The sequence below is a fragment of the Streptomyces sp. NPDC017202 genome (assembly GCF_044331705.1).
Lineage (GTDB): Bacteria > Actinomycetota > Actinomycetes > Streptomycetales > Streptomycetaceae > Streptomyces.
Map to the genome: position 1 here is coordinate 495631 of NZ_JBIRNP010000001.1, position 17161 is coordinate 512791.

At 74.2% G+C, this 17161-nt stretch carries 13 protein-coding genes; 8 read left to right on the top strand and 5 right to left on the bottom strand.

Features of this window, described 5'->3' with window-relative positions; all coding sequences use genetic code 11:
- Window positions 1-86: 86 nt before the first annotated feature.
- Complete coding sequence (locus ACH4N1_RS02090) at window positions 87-1340, bottom strand: deoxyguanosinetriphosphate triphosphohydrolase (protein ID WP_398093845.1); 1254 nt, start codon at window positions 1338-1340, stop codon at window positions 87-89.
- Between the two features lie 90 nt (window positions 1341-1430).
- The gene (locus ACH4N1_RS02095; protein ID WP_398094386.1) at window positions 1431-2243 is read right to left on the bottom strand and encodes a sirohydrochlorin chelatase; all 813 of its coding nucleotides are present in this window, start codon (window positions 2241-2243) and stop codon (window positions 1431-1433) included.
- Between the two features lie 390 nt (window positions 2244-2633).
- Between ACH4N1_RS02095 and ACH4N1_RS02100 the strand changes: the two genes are divergently transcribed.
- Both ACH4N1_RS02100 and ACH4N1_RS02105 read left to right on the top strand, forming a co-directional pair.
- Window positions 2634-3320: a vancomycin high temperature exclusion protein gene (locus ACH4N1_RS02100; protein WP_398093847.1), complete on the top strand. Its 687-nt coding sequence runs from the start codon at window positions 2634-2636 to the stop codon at window positions 3318-3320.
- A 198-nt stretch (window positions 3321-3518) separates the two neighbouring features.
- Window positions 3519-5765: a molybdopterin oxidoreductase family protein gene (locus ACH4N1_RS02105; RefSeq protein ID WP_398093849.1), complete on the top strand. Its 2247-nt coding sequence runs from the start codon at window positions 3519-3521 to the stop codon at window positions 5763-5765.
- A 182-nt stretch (window positions 5766-5947) separates the two neighbouring features.
- Here ACH4N1_RS02105 and ACH4N1_RS02110 read toward each other — a convergent pair whose 3' ends face one another.
- Window positions 5948-7594 (bottom strand): M4 family metallopeptidase, encoded by a 1647-nt coding sequence (locus ACH4N1_RS02110; protein WP_398093851.1) that lies wholly within the window; start codon window positions 7592-7594, stop codon window positions 5948-5950.
- Between the two features lie 616 nt (window positions 7595-8210).
- Here ACH4N1_RS02110 and ACH4N1_RS02115 point away from each other — a divergent pair.
- Both ACH4N1_RS02115 and ACH4N1_RS02120 read left to right on the top strand, forming a co-directional pair.
- Window positions 8211-8744 carry a hypothetical protein gene (locus ACH4N1_RS02115; protein ID WP_398093853.1) on the top strand — a complete coding sequence of 178 codons (534 nt, stop codon included), beginning with the start codon at window positions 8211-8213 and terminating at the stop codon, window positions 8742-8744.
- A 118-nt stretch (window positions 8745-8862) separates the two neighbouring features.
- Complete coding sequence (locus ACH4N1_RS02120) at window positions 8863-9480, top strand: class F sortase (RefSeq protein WP_398093855.1); 618 nt, start codon at window positions 8863-8865, stop codon at window positions 9478-9480.
- 25 nt (window positions 9481-9505) lie between these two features.
- Here ACH4N1_RS02120 and ACH4N1_RS02125 read toward each other — a convergent pair whose 3' ends face one another.
- Window positions 9506-10288 carry a sulfite exporter TauE/SafE family protein gene (locus ACH4N1_RS02125; protein WP_398093856.1) on the bottom strand — a complete coding sequence of 261 codons (783 nt, stop codon included), beginning with the start codon at window positions 10286-10288 and terminating at the stop codon, window positions 9506-9508.
- A gap of 227 nt (window positions 10289-10515) precedes the next feature.
- Between ACH4N1_RS02125 and ACH4N1_RS02130 the strand changes: the two genes are divergently transcribed.
- Genes ACH4N1_RS02130 through nirD form a run of 3 tightly spaced genes read left to right on the top strand, consistent with a single transcriptional unit; the run spans window position 10516 to window position 14731 of the window.
- Entirely contained in the window at window positions 10516-11760 is a 1245-nt protein-coding gene (locus ACH4N1_RS02130) for an NAD(P)/FAD-dependent oxidoreductase (protein WP_398093858.1), read from the top strand.
- Window positions 11757-14381: a nitrite reductase large subunit NirB gene (nirB, locus tag ACH4N1_RS02135; RefSeq protein ID WP_398093859.1), complete on the top strand. Its 2625-nt coding sequence runs from the start codon at window positions 11757-11759 to the stop codon at window positions 14379-14381. The genes ACH4N1_RS02130 and nirB overlap by 4 nt, the downstream gene beginning before the upstream one ends.
- Complete coding sequence (nirD, locus tag ACH4N1_RS02140) at window positions 14378-14731, top strand: nitrite reductase small subunit NirD (protein ID WP_363088144.1); 354 nt, start codon at window positions 14378-14380, stop codon at window positions 14729-14731. The genes nirB and nirD overlap by 4 nt, the downstream gene beginning before the upstream one ends.
- A gap of 63 nt (window positions 14732-14794) precedes the next feature.
- On the opposite strand, the gene ACH4N1_RS02145 is transcribed toward nirD, so the two are convergent.
- Entirely contained in the window at window positions 14795-15715 is a 921-nt protein-coding gene (locus ACH4N1_RS02145; RefSeq protein WP_398093861.1) for an oxidoreductase, read from the bottom strand.
- A 152-nt stretch (window positions 15716-15867) separates the two neighbouring features.
- Here ACH4N1_RS02145 and ACH4N1_RS02150 point away from each other — a divergent pair, with 152 nt between their 5' ends.
- Window positions 15868-17025, top strand: coding sequence for an alkaline phosphatase PhoX (locus tag ACH4N1_RS02150; protein ID WP_398093863.1), 1158 nt, complete (start codon window positions 15868-15870; stop codon window positions 17023-17025).
- The last annotated feature ends 136 nt before the right edge of the window (window positions 17026-17161 follow it).

Here is a 17161-nt window from a genome sequence, read left to right on the forward strand (position 1 = left end):
CGCGGCAGACCGGGGGAAGAGGGGGTGACCCGATCAGGCCACGGAGTGTCACCTTCGGGCCCGTTCGGCCGCGCCGTCCGTCCGGTTCACGGCCCGGTGGTCAGGCGGGCGTGCAGCGAGCGGGCCGAGGCGTCGGTGAGCGAGGCGATCTGGTCGACGATCACCCGCTTGCGGGCGCGGTCGTCCCCGGCCCGGTCGAACAGGGTGCGGAACTGGGGCTCCAGCCCGTCGGGGGCGCGGGCCGTGAGCGCCTCGGCCAGCTCGCCGATGACCACGCGCTGGTCGGCGCGGAGCAGCTCCTGCTCCGCGCGCTGCATGACGTACCGGTCGGCGACGGCCTTGAGGACCGCGCACTCCAGGCGCGTCTCGCGCGGTACGACGAGTTCGGCGCCGTAGCGGGTGAGGCGCCCCGTGCCCCACCGCGCGCGCGTGGCGGCCTCGGCGGCCAGGCAGAAGCGGCCGATGAGCTGGCTGGTGGCGTCCTTCAGGCGGGCCTGGGCCACGGCCGTGCCGTCGTAGCCGTGCGGCCACCACTGCTGGTCCTGGAGGCGGTCGAGGGCGGCGTCGAGTTCCGCCGGGTCGGTGTCCGCGGGCACGTAGCGGCCGACGGCGACGCGGAAGACCTCCGCGCGCTCCGGTTCGGCGTGCAGGCAGTTCGGGTCGATGTGGCCGGCGTGCAGGCCGTCCTCCACGTCGTGCACCGAGTAGGCCACGTCGTCCGACCAGTCCATGACCTGCGCCTCGAAGCACGTGCGCGTGCCGGGGGCCTCCTCCCGGACCCAGTCGAAGACGGGGCGGTCGTCGTCGTAGACACCGAACTTGGGGGACGCCGGGTCGGTGGGGTGGGCGCCGCGCGGCCAGGGGTACTTGGTGGCGGCGTCGAGGGCGGCGCGGGTGAGGTTGAGGCCGACGGAGCCCTCGGGGGTGAAGCGCTTGGGCTCGATGCGGGTGAGGAGGCGCAGCGACTGGGCGTTGCCCTCGAAGCCGCCGCAGTCGCGGGCGAAGTCGTTCAGCGCCTGTTCGCCGTTGTGCCCGAACGGGGGGTGGCCGAGGTCGTGGGAGAGGCAGGCCGCCTCGACCAGGTCGGGGTCGCAGCCGAGGGCCGCGCCCAGCTCCCGGCCGACCTGGGCGCACTCCAGGGAGTGGGTGAGGCGGGTGCGGGGGGTGGCGTCCCAGGCCTCGGTGCGGGTGCCCGGGGTCACCACCTGGGTCTTGCCGGCGAGCCTTCTGAGCGCCGAGGAGTGCAGGACACGGGCGCGGTCGCGCTGGAAGGCGGTGCGGCCGGGGCGTTTGTCGGGCTCCGCCGCCCAGCGTTGTGTCGACAGCTCGTCGTAGGGCATGTCCCGACAGTAAGCGGCGGCGGTGACAATCGGGGCGCCACGCGGCTGCCGGGTCACGTGGGGTGCGCGGCGTCACCGTCGCGCGATCCCTCAGGCGGCGTTGCTGCCGACGGTCGCCGCGCGTGCCTGGTCGTAGCGGTGCAGGACCAGGCGGGCCATCGCCTCGTGGGTGCCGAGGGGGGCCGAGGCGATCCAGGGCGCGGCCTGCGCGCACTCGGTGGCGAAGCGGCCGGGAGCGGTGAAGCAGGAGGCGACGGCCACCCGGTGGCGACCCCTGGCGGCGAGCGCGCGGACGGCGGCGGGGACGGTGGGTGCGGCCGTGGTGGCGTACGCCGGGACCACGGGGACGCCGAGGCGGTCCGCGAGGAGCCGGGCCGTACGGCCGGTGTCGACGGCCGAGTCCGGGTCGCGGGAGCCCGCCGCCGCGAGGACCACCGCACTGGTGCGGCGCTCGGCGGCCGTCATCCGGGTGCGCCAGCCGGCCTCGACGAGACGCGCGTGCAGCGTCTCCACGAGGAGCGGGTGCGGGCCGAGCGGTGCGGCCACGCGCGTGTGGACCCGCGCCGCGGCGGCCGTCTCGGGGATGTCCCGGCGTACGTGGTAGCCGCGGCTCAGGAGCAGCGGTACGAGGACGGCGCCCTCGGCGTGCGCCGTGTCCGCCGCGTCGAGGCCGGCGAGGGTGTCCGACAGCAGCGGCTCGTTCAGCTCGATGTGCCCGAGGTGCACGGGCAGGCCCGGGCGCAGGTCGCGGACGCCGTCCAGGAGCGTGCTGACGGTCCTCAGGGCGCGCGGGTCGCGGCTGCCGTGGGCGACGACCACCAGCGCGGGCGGGCCGGGGCGCCGGCGGCCGTCGAGCGGGACGGGGCCGGGCCGGCCGGCGGGCTGGGAACTGATCCGGTTCATGGTGTGCGCCGTACTGTCGAGGTGGACGCCGCCGGGCAGCGGGCTGCGGGGGCGGCGGGGGGACTCGTCGTACATCTCGTCGTACATCCCATTGTCCGTGGAGGGCGACTCATTGTCCGTGGAGGGCGACGCCGTCATGGACCGATCGTGGCGGTACGAGGTTGCGCCCCCGTTGCACGGCCGTCACGGGTGTTTTCCGGGGGTTCACGGCGCGCGCGGCCGCGATGTGAGGTGCGGCGAGGGCGGCGGTGCGGTGCGAGCGGCGGGCGGTGTGACCGGCGGACGGTGTGACCGGCGTGACGTGCGGCGGACCGAACCGGATCGCGGCCGGTCGCGTCTTACCCGGTCGAAGCCGGAAGGACGGTCCGGACGGCCGGCAGGGGGCACCACATGAAGATCCGCCGACCGCGGCTGCCGCGCACCCGTACCGGGTGGCGGCGACTGGTGCAGGGGGTGATGGCCGCCTGTGTGCTCGGGCTGCTTCCGGCCACCTGGCTGTACGTCTCCACCGCGGACCGGCTGGGCACGACGGCCGGGGCGCCGCGCACCGACGTCGCGGTGGTGTTCGGTGCCGGTCTGTGGGCCGGGGAGCCGTCGCCGTACCTCGCGCACCGGCTGGACGCGGCGGCGGCGCTGTACCGGGCGGGGCGCGTCAAGGTGGTGCTGGTCACCGGGGACAACAGCCGTGAGGACTACGACGAGCCCGACGCCATGCGCACCTACCTGACGCGGCACGGCGTCCCGGACGCGCGGATCGTCAGCGACTACGCGGGGTTCGACACCTGGGACTCCTGCGTGCGCGCCAAGAAGATCTTCGGGGTCGACCGGGCGGTCCTGATCAGCCAGGGCTTCCACATCCGGCGGGCGGTCGCGCTGTGCGAGGCGGCGGGGGTCGAGTCGTACGGCGTCGGCGTCGCCGCCAAGCACGACGTGACCTGGTACTACGGGGGCGCACGGGAGATCTTCGCGGCCGGCAAGGCGGCGCTGGACGCGGTGTTCGAGCCGGATCCGCGGTTCCTCGGGCCCGAGGAACCCGGAGTGACGCGGGCGCTGGCGTCGGCCGGCCAGGGCGGATGACGGCCCCGATGCCGGTGCGGGCCCACGCACCCACGTCCGCACCCGTGCCCGCACCCACAGCCGCACCCGCGTCCGCACGCTTCCGGCCTGCCGGGTGGGGCGCCTCACGCCGGACGGGCGTCCGCCGGGAGGGCACCACCACACCGCCGTAACAGGACGCCGCACGGCGCGTAACACGGCCGAAGCACGCTGAGGCGCATGGAGACCACCTCGACGCCCACCCACTGCCCGTACTGCGCCCTGCAGTGCGGGATGAACCTGTCGCCCACGCCGGAGGGGGGCGTCGAGGTGACCGAGCGCACGGACTTCCCGGTGAACCGGGGGGCGCTGTGCGGCAAGGGCCGCACGGCGCCGGCGGTGCTCTCGTCCCGGGTGCGGCTGACCTCTCCGCTGGTGCGCTCCGGCGGCACGCTCGTGCCCGCCGGCTGGGACGAGGCACTCGACCGGATCGCCGGTGAGCTGGGCAGGATCCGGGCGGAGCACGGTCCGGACGCGCTCGGGGTGTTCGGCGGGGGCGGGCTGACGAACGAGAAGGCGTACGCCCTCGGCAAGTTCGCGCGGGTGGTGCTCGGCACCTCGCAGATCGACTACAACGGCCGCTTCTGCATGTCGTCCGCCGCGGCCGGCGGCATCAAGGCCTTCGGCCTGGACCGGGGGCTGCCGTTCCCGCTGGAGGACATCCCGAGGACCGGCTGCGTGATCCTCGTCGGGTCCAACCTCGCGGAGACCATGCCGCCGTCACTGCGCTTCTTCAGCGAACTGCGCGAGAACGGCGGCACGTTGATCGTCGTCGACCCGCGCCGCACGAAGACCGCCGAGCAGGCCGACCTGCACCTGATGCCCCGGCCCGGCACCGATCTCGCGCTGGCGCTCGGACTGCTGCACCTGGTCGTCGCCGAGGGACGGGTCGACGAGGAGTACGTGCGGGAGCGGACGTCCGGCTGGGAGGAGGCACGGGCGGCGGCGATGGCGCACTGGCCGGAGCACGTGGAACGGATCACGGGGGTGTCCGTTCCGCAGCTCCGGGAGACCGTGCGGATGTTCTGCGAGCCGGAGGCCGCGATGGTGCTCACCGCACGCGGGCCCGAGCAGCAGTCCAAGGGCACCGACACGGTCGGCGCGTGGATCAACCTGTGCCTGGCGACCGGCCGGGCGGGGCGCCCGCTGTCCGGGTACGGCTGCCTCACCGGTCAGGGCAACGGGCAGGGCGGGCGCGAACACGGTCAGAAGGCCGACCAGTTGCCCGGCTACCGCAAGCTGGACGACCCGGCGGCCCGCCGGCACGTGGCCGGGGTGTGGGGAGTCGACCCCGACAGTCTGCCCGGTCCGGGACGCAGCGCCTACGAGCTGCTGGACGCGATGGGCACCGACATCCGCTCGCTGCTGCTGATGGCGTCCAACCCGGTGGTGTCCGCGCCGCGCGCCGCGCACGTCGAGGACCGCCTCGGGTCCCTGGACTTCCTGGCCGTCTGCGACGTGGTGCTGTCGGAGACGGCAGCGCTCGCGGACGTCGTGCTGCCCGTCACCCAGTGGGCCGAGGAGACCGGGACGACGACCAGCCTGGAAGGCAGGGTGCTGCTGCGGCGACGGGCGGTCACTCCGCCCGAGGGGGTGCGCAGCGACCTGGAGGTGCTGCACGAACTGGCCGCGCGGCTCGGGGTGGAGAAGGGTTTCCCCACCGACCCCGAGGAGGTCTTCGACGAACTGCGCCGGGCCAGCGCGGGCGGGCCCGCGGACTACTCCGGCATCACCTACCGGCGCCTGGTCGAGGAGAACGGGGTCTTCTGGCCCTGCCCGGCGCCGGAAGCGGCGGCCACGGCGGGAGCGGGGGCGACGGCGGGAGCGGCGGCGACGGCGGGAGCGGCGGCCGGAACGCCGACGACGGCCGGAGCGACGGCCGCGGAGGGAGCGGCCGTCACCGCCGCTCCGGCCGCGGAGGGAGCGGCCGGAGCGGCGGTGACGGCCGTGGCCGGCGCCGTCCACCCCGGCACGCCCCGCCTCTTCCTCGACCGGTTCGCCACGGACGACGGCCGGGCGCGTTTCGTGCCGGTCTCGCACCGGCCCGCCGCGGAGGAACCGGACGCGGAGTACCCGGTCCTGCTCACCACCGGGCGGGTGGTGGCCCAGTACCAGTCCGGCGCCCAGACCCGGCGCGTGGCGGAGCTGAACGCCGCCGCGCCCGGCCCGTTCGTGGAGCTGCACCCCCGCCTCGCGGCGCGGCTCGGCGCGGCCGAGGGCGATCCGCTGGCCGTGGTGTCGCGGCGGGGCCGGGCGGTGGCACCGGCCCGGATCACCAGCGGCATCCGCCCCGACACCGTCTTCATGCCCTTCCACTGGCCGGGCGAGGGCCGCGCCAACACGCTGACGAACCCGGCCCTGGACCCGACCTCGCGGATGCCCGAGTTCAAGGTGTGCGCGGTGCGGGTGGAGATCGCCGGGAGCTAGGGCCTCTCGTTCGGACCATGCCGGGCTCGCAGGCCCTGGTGCCTGATCCGCCCTGATCCAAACGAAAGACCCAGGGCCTCTCGGCACGCCTTCGCAGGACCGACGGGCGGCACCCACCGCGAGGTGCCGCCCGTCGGTGTTCCCGGGAACGGGGACGCGAACGAAAACGGGAGCGGGAGCGGTCAGTTGACGTTGACCGCGCTCCAGGCCGCCGCCACCGCGTTCTGTTCCGCGCTGCCGGCGCCGTAGAGGTCGCGGGCCGCGTTGAGGGTGGCCGTGCGGGCGCCCGCGTAGTTCGTGGAGGACGTCATGTAGACGGTCAGCGCCCGGTACCAGATCTTGCCGAGCTTGTCCCGGCCGATGCCCGTCAGCGTCGAGCCGTTGGACGTCGGGGAGTTGTAGGTGACGCCGTTGACGGTCCGGGTGCCGCTGCCCTCCGCGAGGAGGAAGGCGAAGTGGTTGGCGACGCCCGAGGAGTAGTGGACGTCGAGACCGCCGACCGAACTGCTCCAGTAGTCGGCGGAGCTGCCGTCCTTGGAGGGCTTGTCCATGTAGCGCAGGGCGTCCCGGCCGAAGCCCGAGCGGACGATCTTCTCGCCGATGAGGTAGTCGCCGACGTCGGAGGTGTTGCCGGCGTGGAACTCCACGAGGGTGCCGAAGATGTCGGAGGTCGCCTCGTTCAGGCCGCCGGACTCGCCCGAGTAGGTCAGCTTGGCGGTCTTCGAGGTCACGCCGTGGCTCATCTCGTGCCCGGCCACGTCCAGCGACACCAGCGGGCCGAGCTGGGTGCCGTCGCCGTCGCCGTAGGTCATGCAGAAGCAGCTGTCGTCCCAGAAGGCGTTGTTGTAGGCGTTGCCGTAGTGGACGCGGTTGTAGGAGCCCTTTCCGTCGTTGCCGATGCCGTTGCGGCCGTGGACGTTCTTGTAGTAGTCCCAGGTCACGTCGGTGCCGTACTGCGCGTCCGCCGCGACCGTGGCGCGGTCGGCGGTCGCGCCGGTCCCCCAGTGGTTGTCGGCGTCCGTGAACACCGTCGAGGGGGCGCGGCTGATGCAGATGCCGAAGATGCACAGGTCGGTCTTGTTGGCGGCGTCGCCGGTGTACGTGTTCCCGCGGGTGGGGTCCTTGAGCTGGTACGTCGCCCCGGAGAGGGTCGTCTCCAGCGGGACCGTGCCGCCGTACAGCGACGCGCCGTCGCCGGTCGCGGTCTCCAGGGTGTCCCAGGCGTCGATCCGGGCGCCGGTGCGGGCGTCGGTCAGGACGGCGCGGGCGACCGGGTTGCCCCGCGCGTCCAGCGCGACGACGTTCGTCTGCCAGGCCAGCCTGGGGGCGCCGTGCAGGGCGTCGACGACAAGCCGCGGCTTGGCGGTGAGCTTCTTCAGCGCCTCGCCGGGGTGCGCGGCGCGCAGGTCGTTCGCGGCGGTGTCGGCGGCCCTGGGCGCGGAGAGGGCGGGGGCGACGGTGGGGAGGGAGATCTCGCTCCCGGTCGCGCGGTCGGCGCTGCGGTAGCTGCCGTCGGGCGCCAGGTGGATCACGAAGTCACCGCCCAGCACCGGGAGTTGCCGGTAGGTGCGGTCGTAGCGGACGTGCTGGGTGCCGTCCCGGTCGACGATCACGTCCCGGACGGCGGTGCTCTGGGCGGCGGTCAGGCCCAGGCCGGCGGCGCGCTCGGCCAGCACGGCGGCGGCGTTGTCGAGTGCGGTGGCCCGGTCCGGCCGGTCGGCCGCGTCGGCGGCGGGGGTGAGTACGGCGGCCAGCAGGGTGGCCGTGGTGGCGGCGATGCAGGCGGTGGCGAGACGGGAACCTCGGACGTGCGGCCGTATCCGGCTCATCGGTCTCCTCGGGATCCTCGGGAAGGCGCCGTGGGGGGCGCGTGGGGGTGGCGCTGAGCTCGTCCTGAGATTTAAGTGGGCATGACATGTCATGTCCATAGCCCGTGCGGGGGCGGTGCGCGTGCCGGCACCGGCACCGGACGCCGAGGAAGCCGCACGGCACGGAAGGGCCGGGCGCCGGGGCGGGACCGGCACGAACCGGGGAACGCGCCACGGGCGCCCGGAGCGAGGCCGCGGCCAGGTCTCCGCCGGGACGGAACCGGGCCGCCGCCGATCCGCGGCCGGGCCGCCGTCGGGACGGAACCGGGCCGCCGCCGGGACGGACCCGGGCCGCCGCTCCGGCCGGCCCCACCCGGGGTCACCCGTTCACACCCCTCCCCGCACCCTTCGGCCGCTTTTCCGCAGGCCGCTCCGCGCACCTCGGTGACCTGCGGGAACGGCCGGGGATGCACCCTCGCGGCCGAGCCGTCCGACACCCGTTCACCACATTCCCGACGCCTTCTCGGGAAGCGGGCTCGCGTCGCTGCCACTTACCTCGAAGGAGCAGGGGCGCGACTGACGCAGCGACACATGGGGATGTCGCGGGCCGCCCCCGCGACAGCTCGGAGGAGCACCGATGCGACGTACCGCCGCCCGACTGCTGACCGGTGCCGCGTTCACCGCGGCCACCGCGGCCGGGCTCGCCGCGCCCGTCCAGGCCGCTGCCGCCTCCAGGAACGGCAGCCTGGACGTGTACCCCTCCACCGCCGTGCCGGGCGGCCAGGTCACCGTGAACACGGCCGCCTGCGGCGACCCCGGGGCGGCCGCGGGCGACGCGGGCGCGGTCGGCGCCGGCCCCTTCACGCTCGCGCCGAGCAGCCACGACGGTCAGGCGATCGGGCAGTTCCAGGTGCCGCCGAGCGCGCAGCCGGGGACGTACGAGATCGTCGCGCAGTGCGCCGCGGACGGCCGCAGGGTCGCCGGGGACCTGGTGGTCGTCCTGAGTTCCGCGCGGGAACAGGTGTATCCGCGCGGAAGTGTGAAGACGGGGGTCGGCGGCGCTCTGGGCCCCGATCCCGTGCAGACCGCGGCCGGTGTGACGGCTCTCGCCGTCGCCGCCGCGGGCGGTACCTGGCTCCTGCATCGCCGGGCGAGAGGCGACGGGATCTGACGGGCACCCTCCGCTGTCCGTCCGCCGGTACCGCATGTCCCCTCCCCCCTCCGGGTCCGACGCCCCTCGCGGCCCGGAGGGGGGCACGGGGTTCCGTCAGGGAGAGGGGTGCCCACGCATGCGCAGAGTCGTCGGCGACACCGTCATAGCCGCCGTGACCGCGGTCGCCCTCTGCTCGGGGGTGTGGCTGCTGCACGGCGGCGGGACGCCCGCCCCGCCGCAGCCGTCGGCCGCCGAGGCCCGTCCGGGCGGTGTCGACCCGCGGTCCGCGCCCGCGCTGCCGCCGTCCCCGCCCGACCGCGTCCGCATCCCGTCGATCCGGGTCGACGCCCCCCTCATGGGCCTCGGCCTGACGAAGTCCGGCAGCCTCGACGTGCCGCCGGCCGCGAGGAAGAACCTCGCCGGCTGGTACGAGTCCGGCACCACTCCCGGTGAGAGGGGGACCGCGATCGTCGCCGGGCACGTCGACAACGCGGACGGCCCGGCCGTCTTCTACGACCTCGGCGCCCTGCGCAGGGGCGCCACCGTCGAGGTGGACCGGCGCGACGGCGGGGTCGCGGTGTTCACCGTCGACGCGGTCGAGGTGTACGACGCCCGCGCCTTCCCCGACGAGAAGGTCTACGGGGCGGCGGCCCGGCCCGAACTGCGGGTGATCACCTGCGGCGGCGGATACTCGCGGGCGACCGGCTACCGGGGGAACGTGGTGGTGTTCGCGCACCTGACGGGGAGCCGGTGAAGGGCCACGAGGCCGCGCGGGCGCCCTACGCCACCCACTGCTCGTACGCCAGGTTCGCCACCAGTGCGAAGACCACCGTCAGCAGCACGATCCGGACGAAGCCGCTGCCCTTCTTCAGGGCGGTGCGGGCGCCGAGCATGCCGCCCACGAGGTTGAAGGCGGCCATCGGAAGCGCCAGTTGCCACAGGACCGCGCCCTGCCAGGCGAACGTGGCCAGGGCGCCCGCGTTGGTGCAGCAGTTGACGATCTTGGCGGTGGCGGAGGCGGTGACCAGGTCGAGGTGGAGGACGGCGGTCAGGGCGAGGACGAGGAAGGTGCCCGTGCCGGGGCCGACGAGTCCGTCGTAGAAACCGATGCCGAGACCCGCGAGGCCGATCGCGGCGAGGACGCGGCGCGGGCCGGCCGGGCCGGTGGCGGGGGCGGTGCCGAAGGCCGGGCGCAGGATCACGAAGGCGGCGACGCCGAGCAGCACCACCATGATCACCGGCTTGAGGACCTCCGTGCTCATCCCGGCCGCGAGGAAGGCTCCCGCGGAGGACCCGGCGAGCGCGGCGAGACCGATCCGTACGGCCACCCCCACGTCGACCGGCGCCTTGCGGGCGTACGTCACCGCCGCGCCGGAGGTGCCGACGATCGCGACCGCCTTGTTGGTGCCGAGCGCGTGCGCGGCCGGGGTGCCGGCCGGCAGCCCCAGCAGCAGGACCGGCAGCAGCAGGAGCCCGCCCCCGCCGACCACGGCGTCGATCCAGCCGGCCGCGAGCGCGGCGAGACAGAGGACGGCGACCATGGTCAGTGATATGTCGGGCATGATCGCGACCCTAGGGACCGGATACATGGCACGTCCATCGAACTGAGGCACTTCTGAGGATGGGGCCGGTCACACGCGCCCGCGCCGGGCAGGGGGAAGCTCACACGGGGCCCCTCACGGCCCCCGGGAACCCTCACACCCCCGCCCCGTCCCCGCTGAGGGCAGTGTTCCCCTCGGGAAACAACGGTGATGCGGCCGGGTAACCTCCGCACCGCACGCTCGGTGTCATGACCTCGAACGAGCGTGTGGTGGTGATCGGAGCCGGCCTGGCGGGTGTACGCCTGGCCCGCCGGCTCGGTGAGCTGGGCACGCCCGCCCTGCTGATCGGCGAGGAGGAGCACCGGCCCTACAACCGGGTCCTGCTCGCCGAGGTGCTGGCCGGCCGGTACGCCCCCGAGGTGATCGCGCTGCCCGCGCCGGCCGAACTGGTCCGGACCCGGGTGACCGGCATCGACCGCGAGCGGCGCAGCCTGGCCTGCGCGGACGGCTCGGAGATCGCCTACGGCACGCTGGTGCTGGCCACCGGCTCCAACCCGGTGCTGCCGCCGCTGCGCGGACTGTTCACGCCGGACCGTGAACTGCCCGAGGGCGTCCACGCCTTCCGCACCATGGACGACTGCCTGGGGCTGTCGAAGGCGGTCCGGCCGGGCGTGCGGGCCGTCGTCGTCGGCGGCGGGCTCCTCGGGGTCTCCGCCGCCCGCGCGCTCGCCGCCCGCGGCGCGCAGGTGGTCCTCGCCCAGCAGTCCGAACGGCTCATGGAACGCCAGCTCGACCCCGGTGCCTCGGCGCTGGTGCTGCGGCACCTGCGGGACCTCGGCGTCGAGGTGCACACCGAGTGCCGGGTCCGTGACGTGGCCTGCGTCGGCGGCGCCGTCCGCTCGGTGGAGATGGCCGACGGATACGCCCTCGACGCCGACCTGGTGGTCCTGGCCTGCGGCGTCCACCCGCGCACCGGCCTCGCGAAGGACGCCGGCCTCGCCGTCCACAAGGGCGTCCTCGTCGACGACGAACTGCGCACCTCCGACCCGCACATCCGCGCGATCGGGGACTGCGTCCAGCACGGGGGCGAGGTCTACGGGCTCGCCGCGCCCGCGCTGGAACAGGCGGACGTGCTGGCCGAGCTGCTCACCGGTTCGGCCGGCGCCCGCTACGCGGGGACGCGTTCCCTCACCCGCCTCACGCTCCACGGGCACGCCGGCCCCGGCCGCACCGCGTTCGACCTCGGCGCGTTCGACCTCGCCGCGTTCGGCGAGACCGAGGCGCGCCCCGGCGACGACGTCGTCCAGCTCGCCGACGCCACCCGCGGCACCTACCGCAAGGTCGTCGTCCGCGACGACCGTCTGGTCGGCGGCGTGCTGGTCGGCGAACTCGGCACCGTCGGCGCGCTCGCCCGCGCCTGGGAGGGAGCAGAGCCGCTCCCCGACGACGGCCCCCTGCTCCACCTGCTCACCAACGATGGAGGCCCTGAATGACCGCCGCCCCGGGGGCCACCCCCACGATCGTCCTCGTCGGCCACGGCATGGTCGGCCAGCGCTTCCTCGAGGCACTCGCCGACCGCGGCCTGACCGCCACGCACCGCGTGGTCGTGCTGTGCGAGGAGCCGCGTCCCGCGTACGACCGCGTCCAGCTCACCTCGTACTTCTCGGGGAAGACGCCCGAGGACCTCTCCCTGACCGACCCGGGGTTCATCGAGGACCACGGCATCGAGCTGCACGTCGGCGACCCGGCGGAGACCGTCGACCGTGACGCCCGCAGGGTGACCGCCCGTTCCGGCCTGGTCGTCGACTACGACGTGCTGGTGCTGGCCACCGGCTCCTACCCGTTCGTGCCGCCGGTCCCGAACAAGGACGCCGAGGGCTGCTTCGTCTACCGCACGATCGAGGACCTCCTCGCCATCGAGGAGTACGCGAAGTCGCGGGCCACGACGGGCGCCGTCGTCGGCGGCGGTCTGCTCGGCCTGGAGGCCGCGGGCGCGCTGCAGGGCCTCGGACTCACCTCCCACATCGTGGAGTTCGCGCCGCGCCTGATGCCGGTGCAGGTCGACGAGGGCGGTGGCGCGGCGCTGCTGCGCACCATCGAGGAGATGGGCCTGAGCGTCCACACGGGCGTCGGCACCCAGGAGATCGTGACGGACGCCTCCGGTGCCGTCACCGGCATGAAGCTGTCCGACGGCTCCGAACTGGCCACCGACCTGGTGGTGTTCAGCGCCGGTGTCCGCCCGCGCGACCAGCTGGCCCGCGCCTGCGGCCTCACGGTCGGCGAGCGCGGCGGCATCGCCGTCGACGAGCGGTGCCGCACGGTCTCCGACCCGCACGTCTTCGCGATCGGCGAGTGCGCGCTGGCCGCCGACGGCCGGGTGTACGGCCTGGTCGCCCCCGGCTACGAGCAGGCCGAGACGGCGGCCGCGGCCATCGCCGCCGACGAGGGCGAGGGCGAGGGCGAGGGCGAGCAGAAGTCGTTCACCGGCGCCGACCTCTCCACCAAGCTGAAGCTGCTCGGCGTCGACGTGGCCTCCTTCGGCGACGCGCACGGCACCGCCGAGGACTGCCTGGACGTCGTGTACTCCGACTCCCGTTCGGGCCTGTACAAGAAGCTGGTCATCGGCCGCGACGGCACCCTGCTGGGCGGCATCCTGATCGGCGACGCCGACGCCTACGGCACCCTGCGCGCCCTCACCGGCTCCGTCCCGCCGGTCTCCCCCGAGTCGCTGGTCCTGCCCGCCGGGGCCGGCGGCGGCGCCCAGCTCGGCCCGTCCGCGCTCCCCGACGACGCGGTGATCTGCTCCTGCCACAACGTCACCAAGGGCACCATCCGCGGCGCGGTCACCGAGCACCACTGCACCACCGTGCCCGAGGTGAAGAAGTGCACCAAGGCCGGTACCGGCTGCGGCAGTTGCGTCAAGGTCCTCGGCCAGCTCGTCACCGCCGAGCTGGAGGCGAGCGGCGTCGAGGTCGACAAGGGCCTGTGCGGCTGCTTCGCGCAGACCCGCGAGGAGCTGTACGAGATCGTCCTCGCCCTGCGCGTCAACACCTACCAGGACCTGCTCGACCGCTACGGCCGCGACGGCGCGCGGGGTGGCGACGGCTGCGACGTCTGCAAGCCCGCGATCGGCTCGATCATCGCCTCCCTCGCCCCCGTGATCGGCGCGAGCGGCTACGTCCTGGACGGCGAGCAGGCCGCGCTGCAGGAGACCAACGACCACTTCCTCGCCAACCTCCAGAAGAACGGCTCCTATTCGGTGGTGCCGCGCATCCCCGGCGGCGAGGTGACCCCCGAGGGCCTGATCGTCATCGGCGAGATCGCCCGCGACTTCGGTCTCTACACGAAGATCACCGGCGGCCAGCGGATCGACATGTTCGGCGCCCGCGTGGAACAACTCCCCCTGATCTGGGCCCGCCTGGTCGACGCCGGCTTCGAGTCGGGCCACGCCTACGGCAAGTCCCTGCGCACCGTGAAGTCCTGCGTCGGGCAGACCTGGTGCCGCTACGGCGTCCAGGACTCCGTCCGCATGGCGATCGACCTGGAGCTGCGCTACCGGGGCCTGCGCTCCCCGCACAAGCTGAAGTCCGCCGTCTCCGGCTGCGCCCGCGAGTGCGCCGAGGCCCAGTCGAAGGACTTCGGCGTCATCGCCACCTCCAACGGCTGGAACCTGTACGTCGGCGGCAACGGCGGCGCCACCCCGCGCCACGCCGACCTCCTCGCCCAGGACCTCACCGACGCGGAACTGATCCGTCTGATCGACCGGTTCCTGATGTTCTACATCCGCACCGCCGACCGGCTGGAGCGCACCTCGACCTGGCTGGAGCGCATCCCCGGCGGCCTGGACCACGTGCGGGACGTGGTCGTGGAGGACTCCCTCGGCATCTGCGAGGAGCTGGAGTCCCTGATGGCCGCGCACGTGGCCAACTACGCCGACGAGTGGGCGACCACCATCAACGACCCCGAGAAGCTGGCCCGGTTCGTGTCCTTCGTCAACGCGCCGGACACCCCCGACCCGGTCGTCGGCTTCGTCCCCGAGCGCGACCAGATCAAGCCCGATCTGCCGCTGCTCTCCATCGGCCACCGTCCCCTGGAAGGGAGCGCCCAGCGATGACCCTGGCACTCGAGACGACCGACCTGAAGGTGCAGCTCCAGCTCGGCGAGGACTGGTTCACGGTCTGCGACCTGAGCCTGCTGGTCCCCGGCCGCGGCGTGGCGGCGCTCCTGCCGGACGGCCGCCAGGCGGCCCTGTTCCGGGACCGGGCGGGGGAGCTGTACGCGGTGGACAACCGCGACCCGTTCAGCGGCGCGGCGGTCCTCTCCCGCGGTCTGACCGGCTCGGCGCAGGGGCGGCCGTTCGTCGCCTCGCCCCTGCTCAAGCAGCGCTTCGACCTGCGCAGCGGGCAGTGCCTGGACGACGACGCGGTCCGCATCACGACGTACGAGGTGCGGGCGGCGGGCTGACCTCCGGCCGGCCGGCCGGCCTGCCTGCCGGGCGCTCGCGCGGACGCCGGCGCGGGCGCCCGGTCAGCCGTCGAGGCCGGCGTACGACACCCCGGTCAGCCGTTCCGACTCCGTCCACAGGCGGCGGCCCGCCCGGTCGTCGAGGGTCCAGGGCGCCCGCCACGAGGGAGCGGGCGCCCCTCGCCACATCGCGAGGGACGGGCCGGTGAAGGAGTCGGGGCGTACGTCCGGCGCGGTCGCGGCGTACAGGACGGGCAGGGCGCCGACCTCGGCGGACTGGGCGAAGACACGGTTGCCCGCGGACATGAGCCGCTCGGCGGTCCGGCGGCCCTGCGCACGCGGTCCGGCCGTCTGGAGGCCGGTCGCCGCGTACCCGGGATGCGCGGCCGCCGCGATCACCTGCGCGCCGGACGCCTCCAGCCGGCGCGCCAGCTCGTGCGTGAACAGCAGGTTGGCGGTCTTGGAACGGCCGTAGGCGATCCAACGCCGGTACCTCCGTTCGCTGTTGAGGTCGCCGGGATCGATGGTGCCGAGCAGGTGGGCCATGCTGGAGACGGTCACCACGCGGGCCCGGGGCGCGGCGAGCAGCGCGGGCATGAGCAGTCCGGTGAGGGCGAAGTGGCCGAGGTGGTTCACGCCGAACTGCGTCTCGAACCCGTCGGCGGTCGTGCCGTACGGCATCGCCATCACGCCCGCGTTGTTGACCAGCAGGTCGAGCCGGGCGTACGGCCGGGCGAACTCCCGGACGGAGGCCAGGTCCCCGAGATCCAGCCTCCCCAACTCCACTTCCGCGCCCGGCACTTCACCGGTCAGCCGGGCCACGGCCTCCCGCCCCCGGGTCTCGCTGCGGCAGGCGAGGACGACCCGCGCGCCTCTGCGGGCCAGCTCCCGCGCGGTGACGTAGCCGAGCCCGCCGTTGGCGCCGGTGACGACGGCGGTGCGGCCGCTCTGGTCGGGGATGTCGTGCGTGTTCCAGCCGGTCATGGCCGTGCTCCCTCCGTTGCTGTCCCCAGCCTAGGCATTTCCTCGTCACGGCGTGTCCACGACACGGTCACCCTGCGCTCGTAGTCTCCCTGACCGCACGACCCCCGCGGCCGGCCGGCCGCGGGGTGTCACGACACCCCTTGGGAGTGAGCGTGGAACGTCGTACTGTCCTGCGTGCGGCCGTCCTCGGCGGGTCCTCCGCCGTGCTCGGCGGAACCCTGTGGCGCGGCGCCGCGTACGCCGCGCCGGCACAGCCCGGCGCGAGCCCGTACGGGGCGCTCGGCTCGCCGGACGCCAACGGCATCAGGCTTCCGAGCGGCTTCACCAGCCGGGTGATCGCCCGCTCCGGGCAGACCGTGCCCGGCACGTCGTACACGTGGCACAACGCCCCCGACGGAGGCGCCTGCTACGCGGACGGCACGGGCTGGATCTACGTCTCCAACTCGGAGATCAACCCGTCCGGCGGAGCGAGCGCGGTGCGGTTCTCCTCGACGGGCACGGTGACCGGCGCGTACCGCATCCTGTCCGGCACGCGGCAGAACTGCGCGGGCGGGAAGACCCCGTGGAACACCTGGCTGTCGTGCGAGGAGGTGTCGCTGGGCCACGTCTACGAGACGGACCCGTGGGGCGTGAACGCGGCCGTGCAGCGGCCGGCGATGGGCCGCTTCAAGCACGAGGCGGCCGCCGCCGACCCGGTGCGCAAGGTGGTCTACCTGACCGAGGACGAGACGGACGGCCGCTTCTACCGCTTCGTGCCGACGACCTGGGGCAGCCTGGCCTCCGGCACGCTCCAGGTGATGGTCGCCGGCAGCGCCACGTCCGGCTCCTTCACCTGGGCGAACGTCCCCGACCCGGACGGCTCCCCCACCACCACCCGCACCCAGGTGTCCGGCGCGAAGTCCTTCAACGGCGGCGAGGGCTGCCACTACGCGGACGACACCGTCTGGTTCACCACGAAGGGCGACAACCGGGTCTGGCAGCTGAACCTGGTGAACAACACCTACGAGCTGGCCTACGACGACTCCCTGGTCTCCGGCACGGCACCGCTCACCGGGGTCGACAACATCACCGGCTCCGCCTCCGGTGACCTGTTCGTCGCGGAGGACGGCGGCAATATGGAGATCTGCGTGATCACCCCGGCCGACGTGGTCGCCCCGTTCCTGCGCGTCGACGGCCAGTCGGGCTCGGAGATCACCGGCCCGGCCTTCTCCCCCGACGGCACCCGCCTGTACTTCTCCAGCCAGCGCGGCACCTCGGGCAGCTCCTCCGGCGGCATCACGTACGAGGTGAGGGGCCCGTTCCGGGCCTGACCCCTGCACGGGCACCGTCCCCACCCGCCCGGTGCCCGCTCCACCAGCCCGCGGACCCCGCCCACCCGGATGGGTGCCGCACACATCTTCATCACGGATCAGCCACGAAGCCTTCACGCTCCGTCCCGGCGCCCTA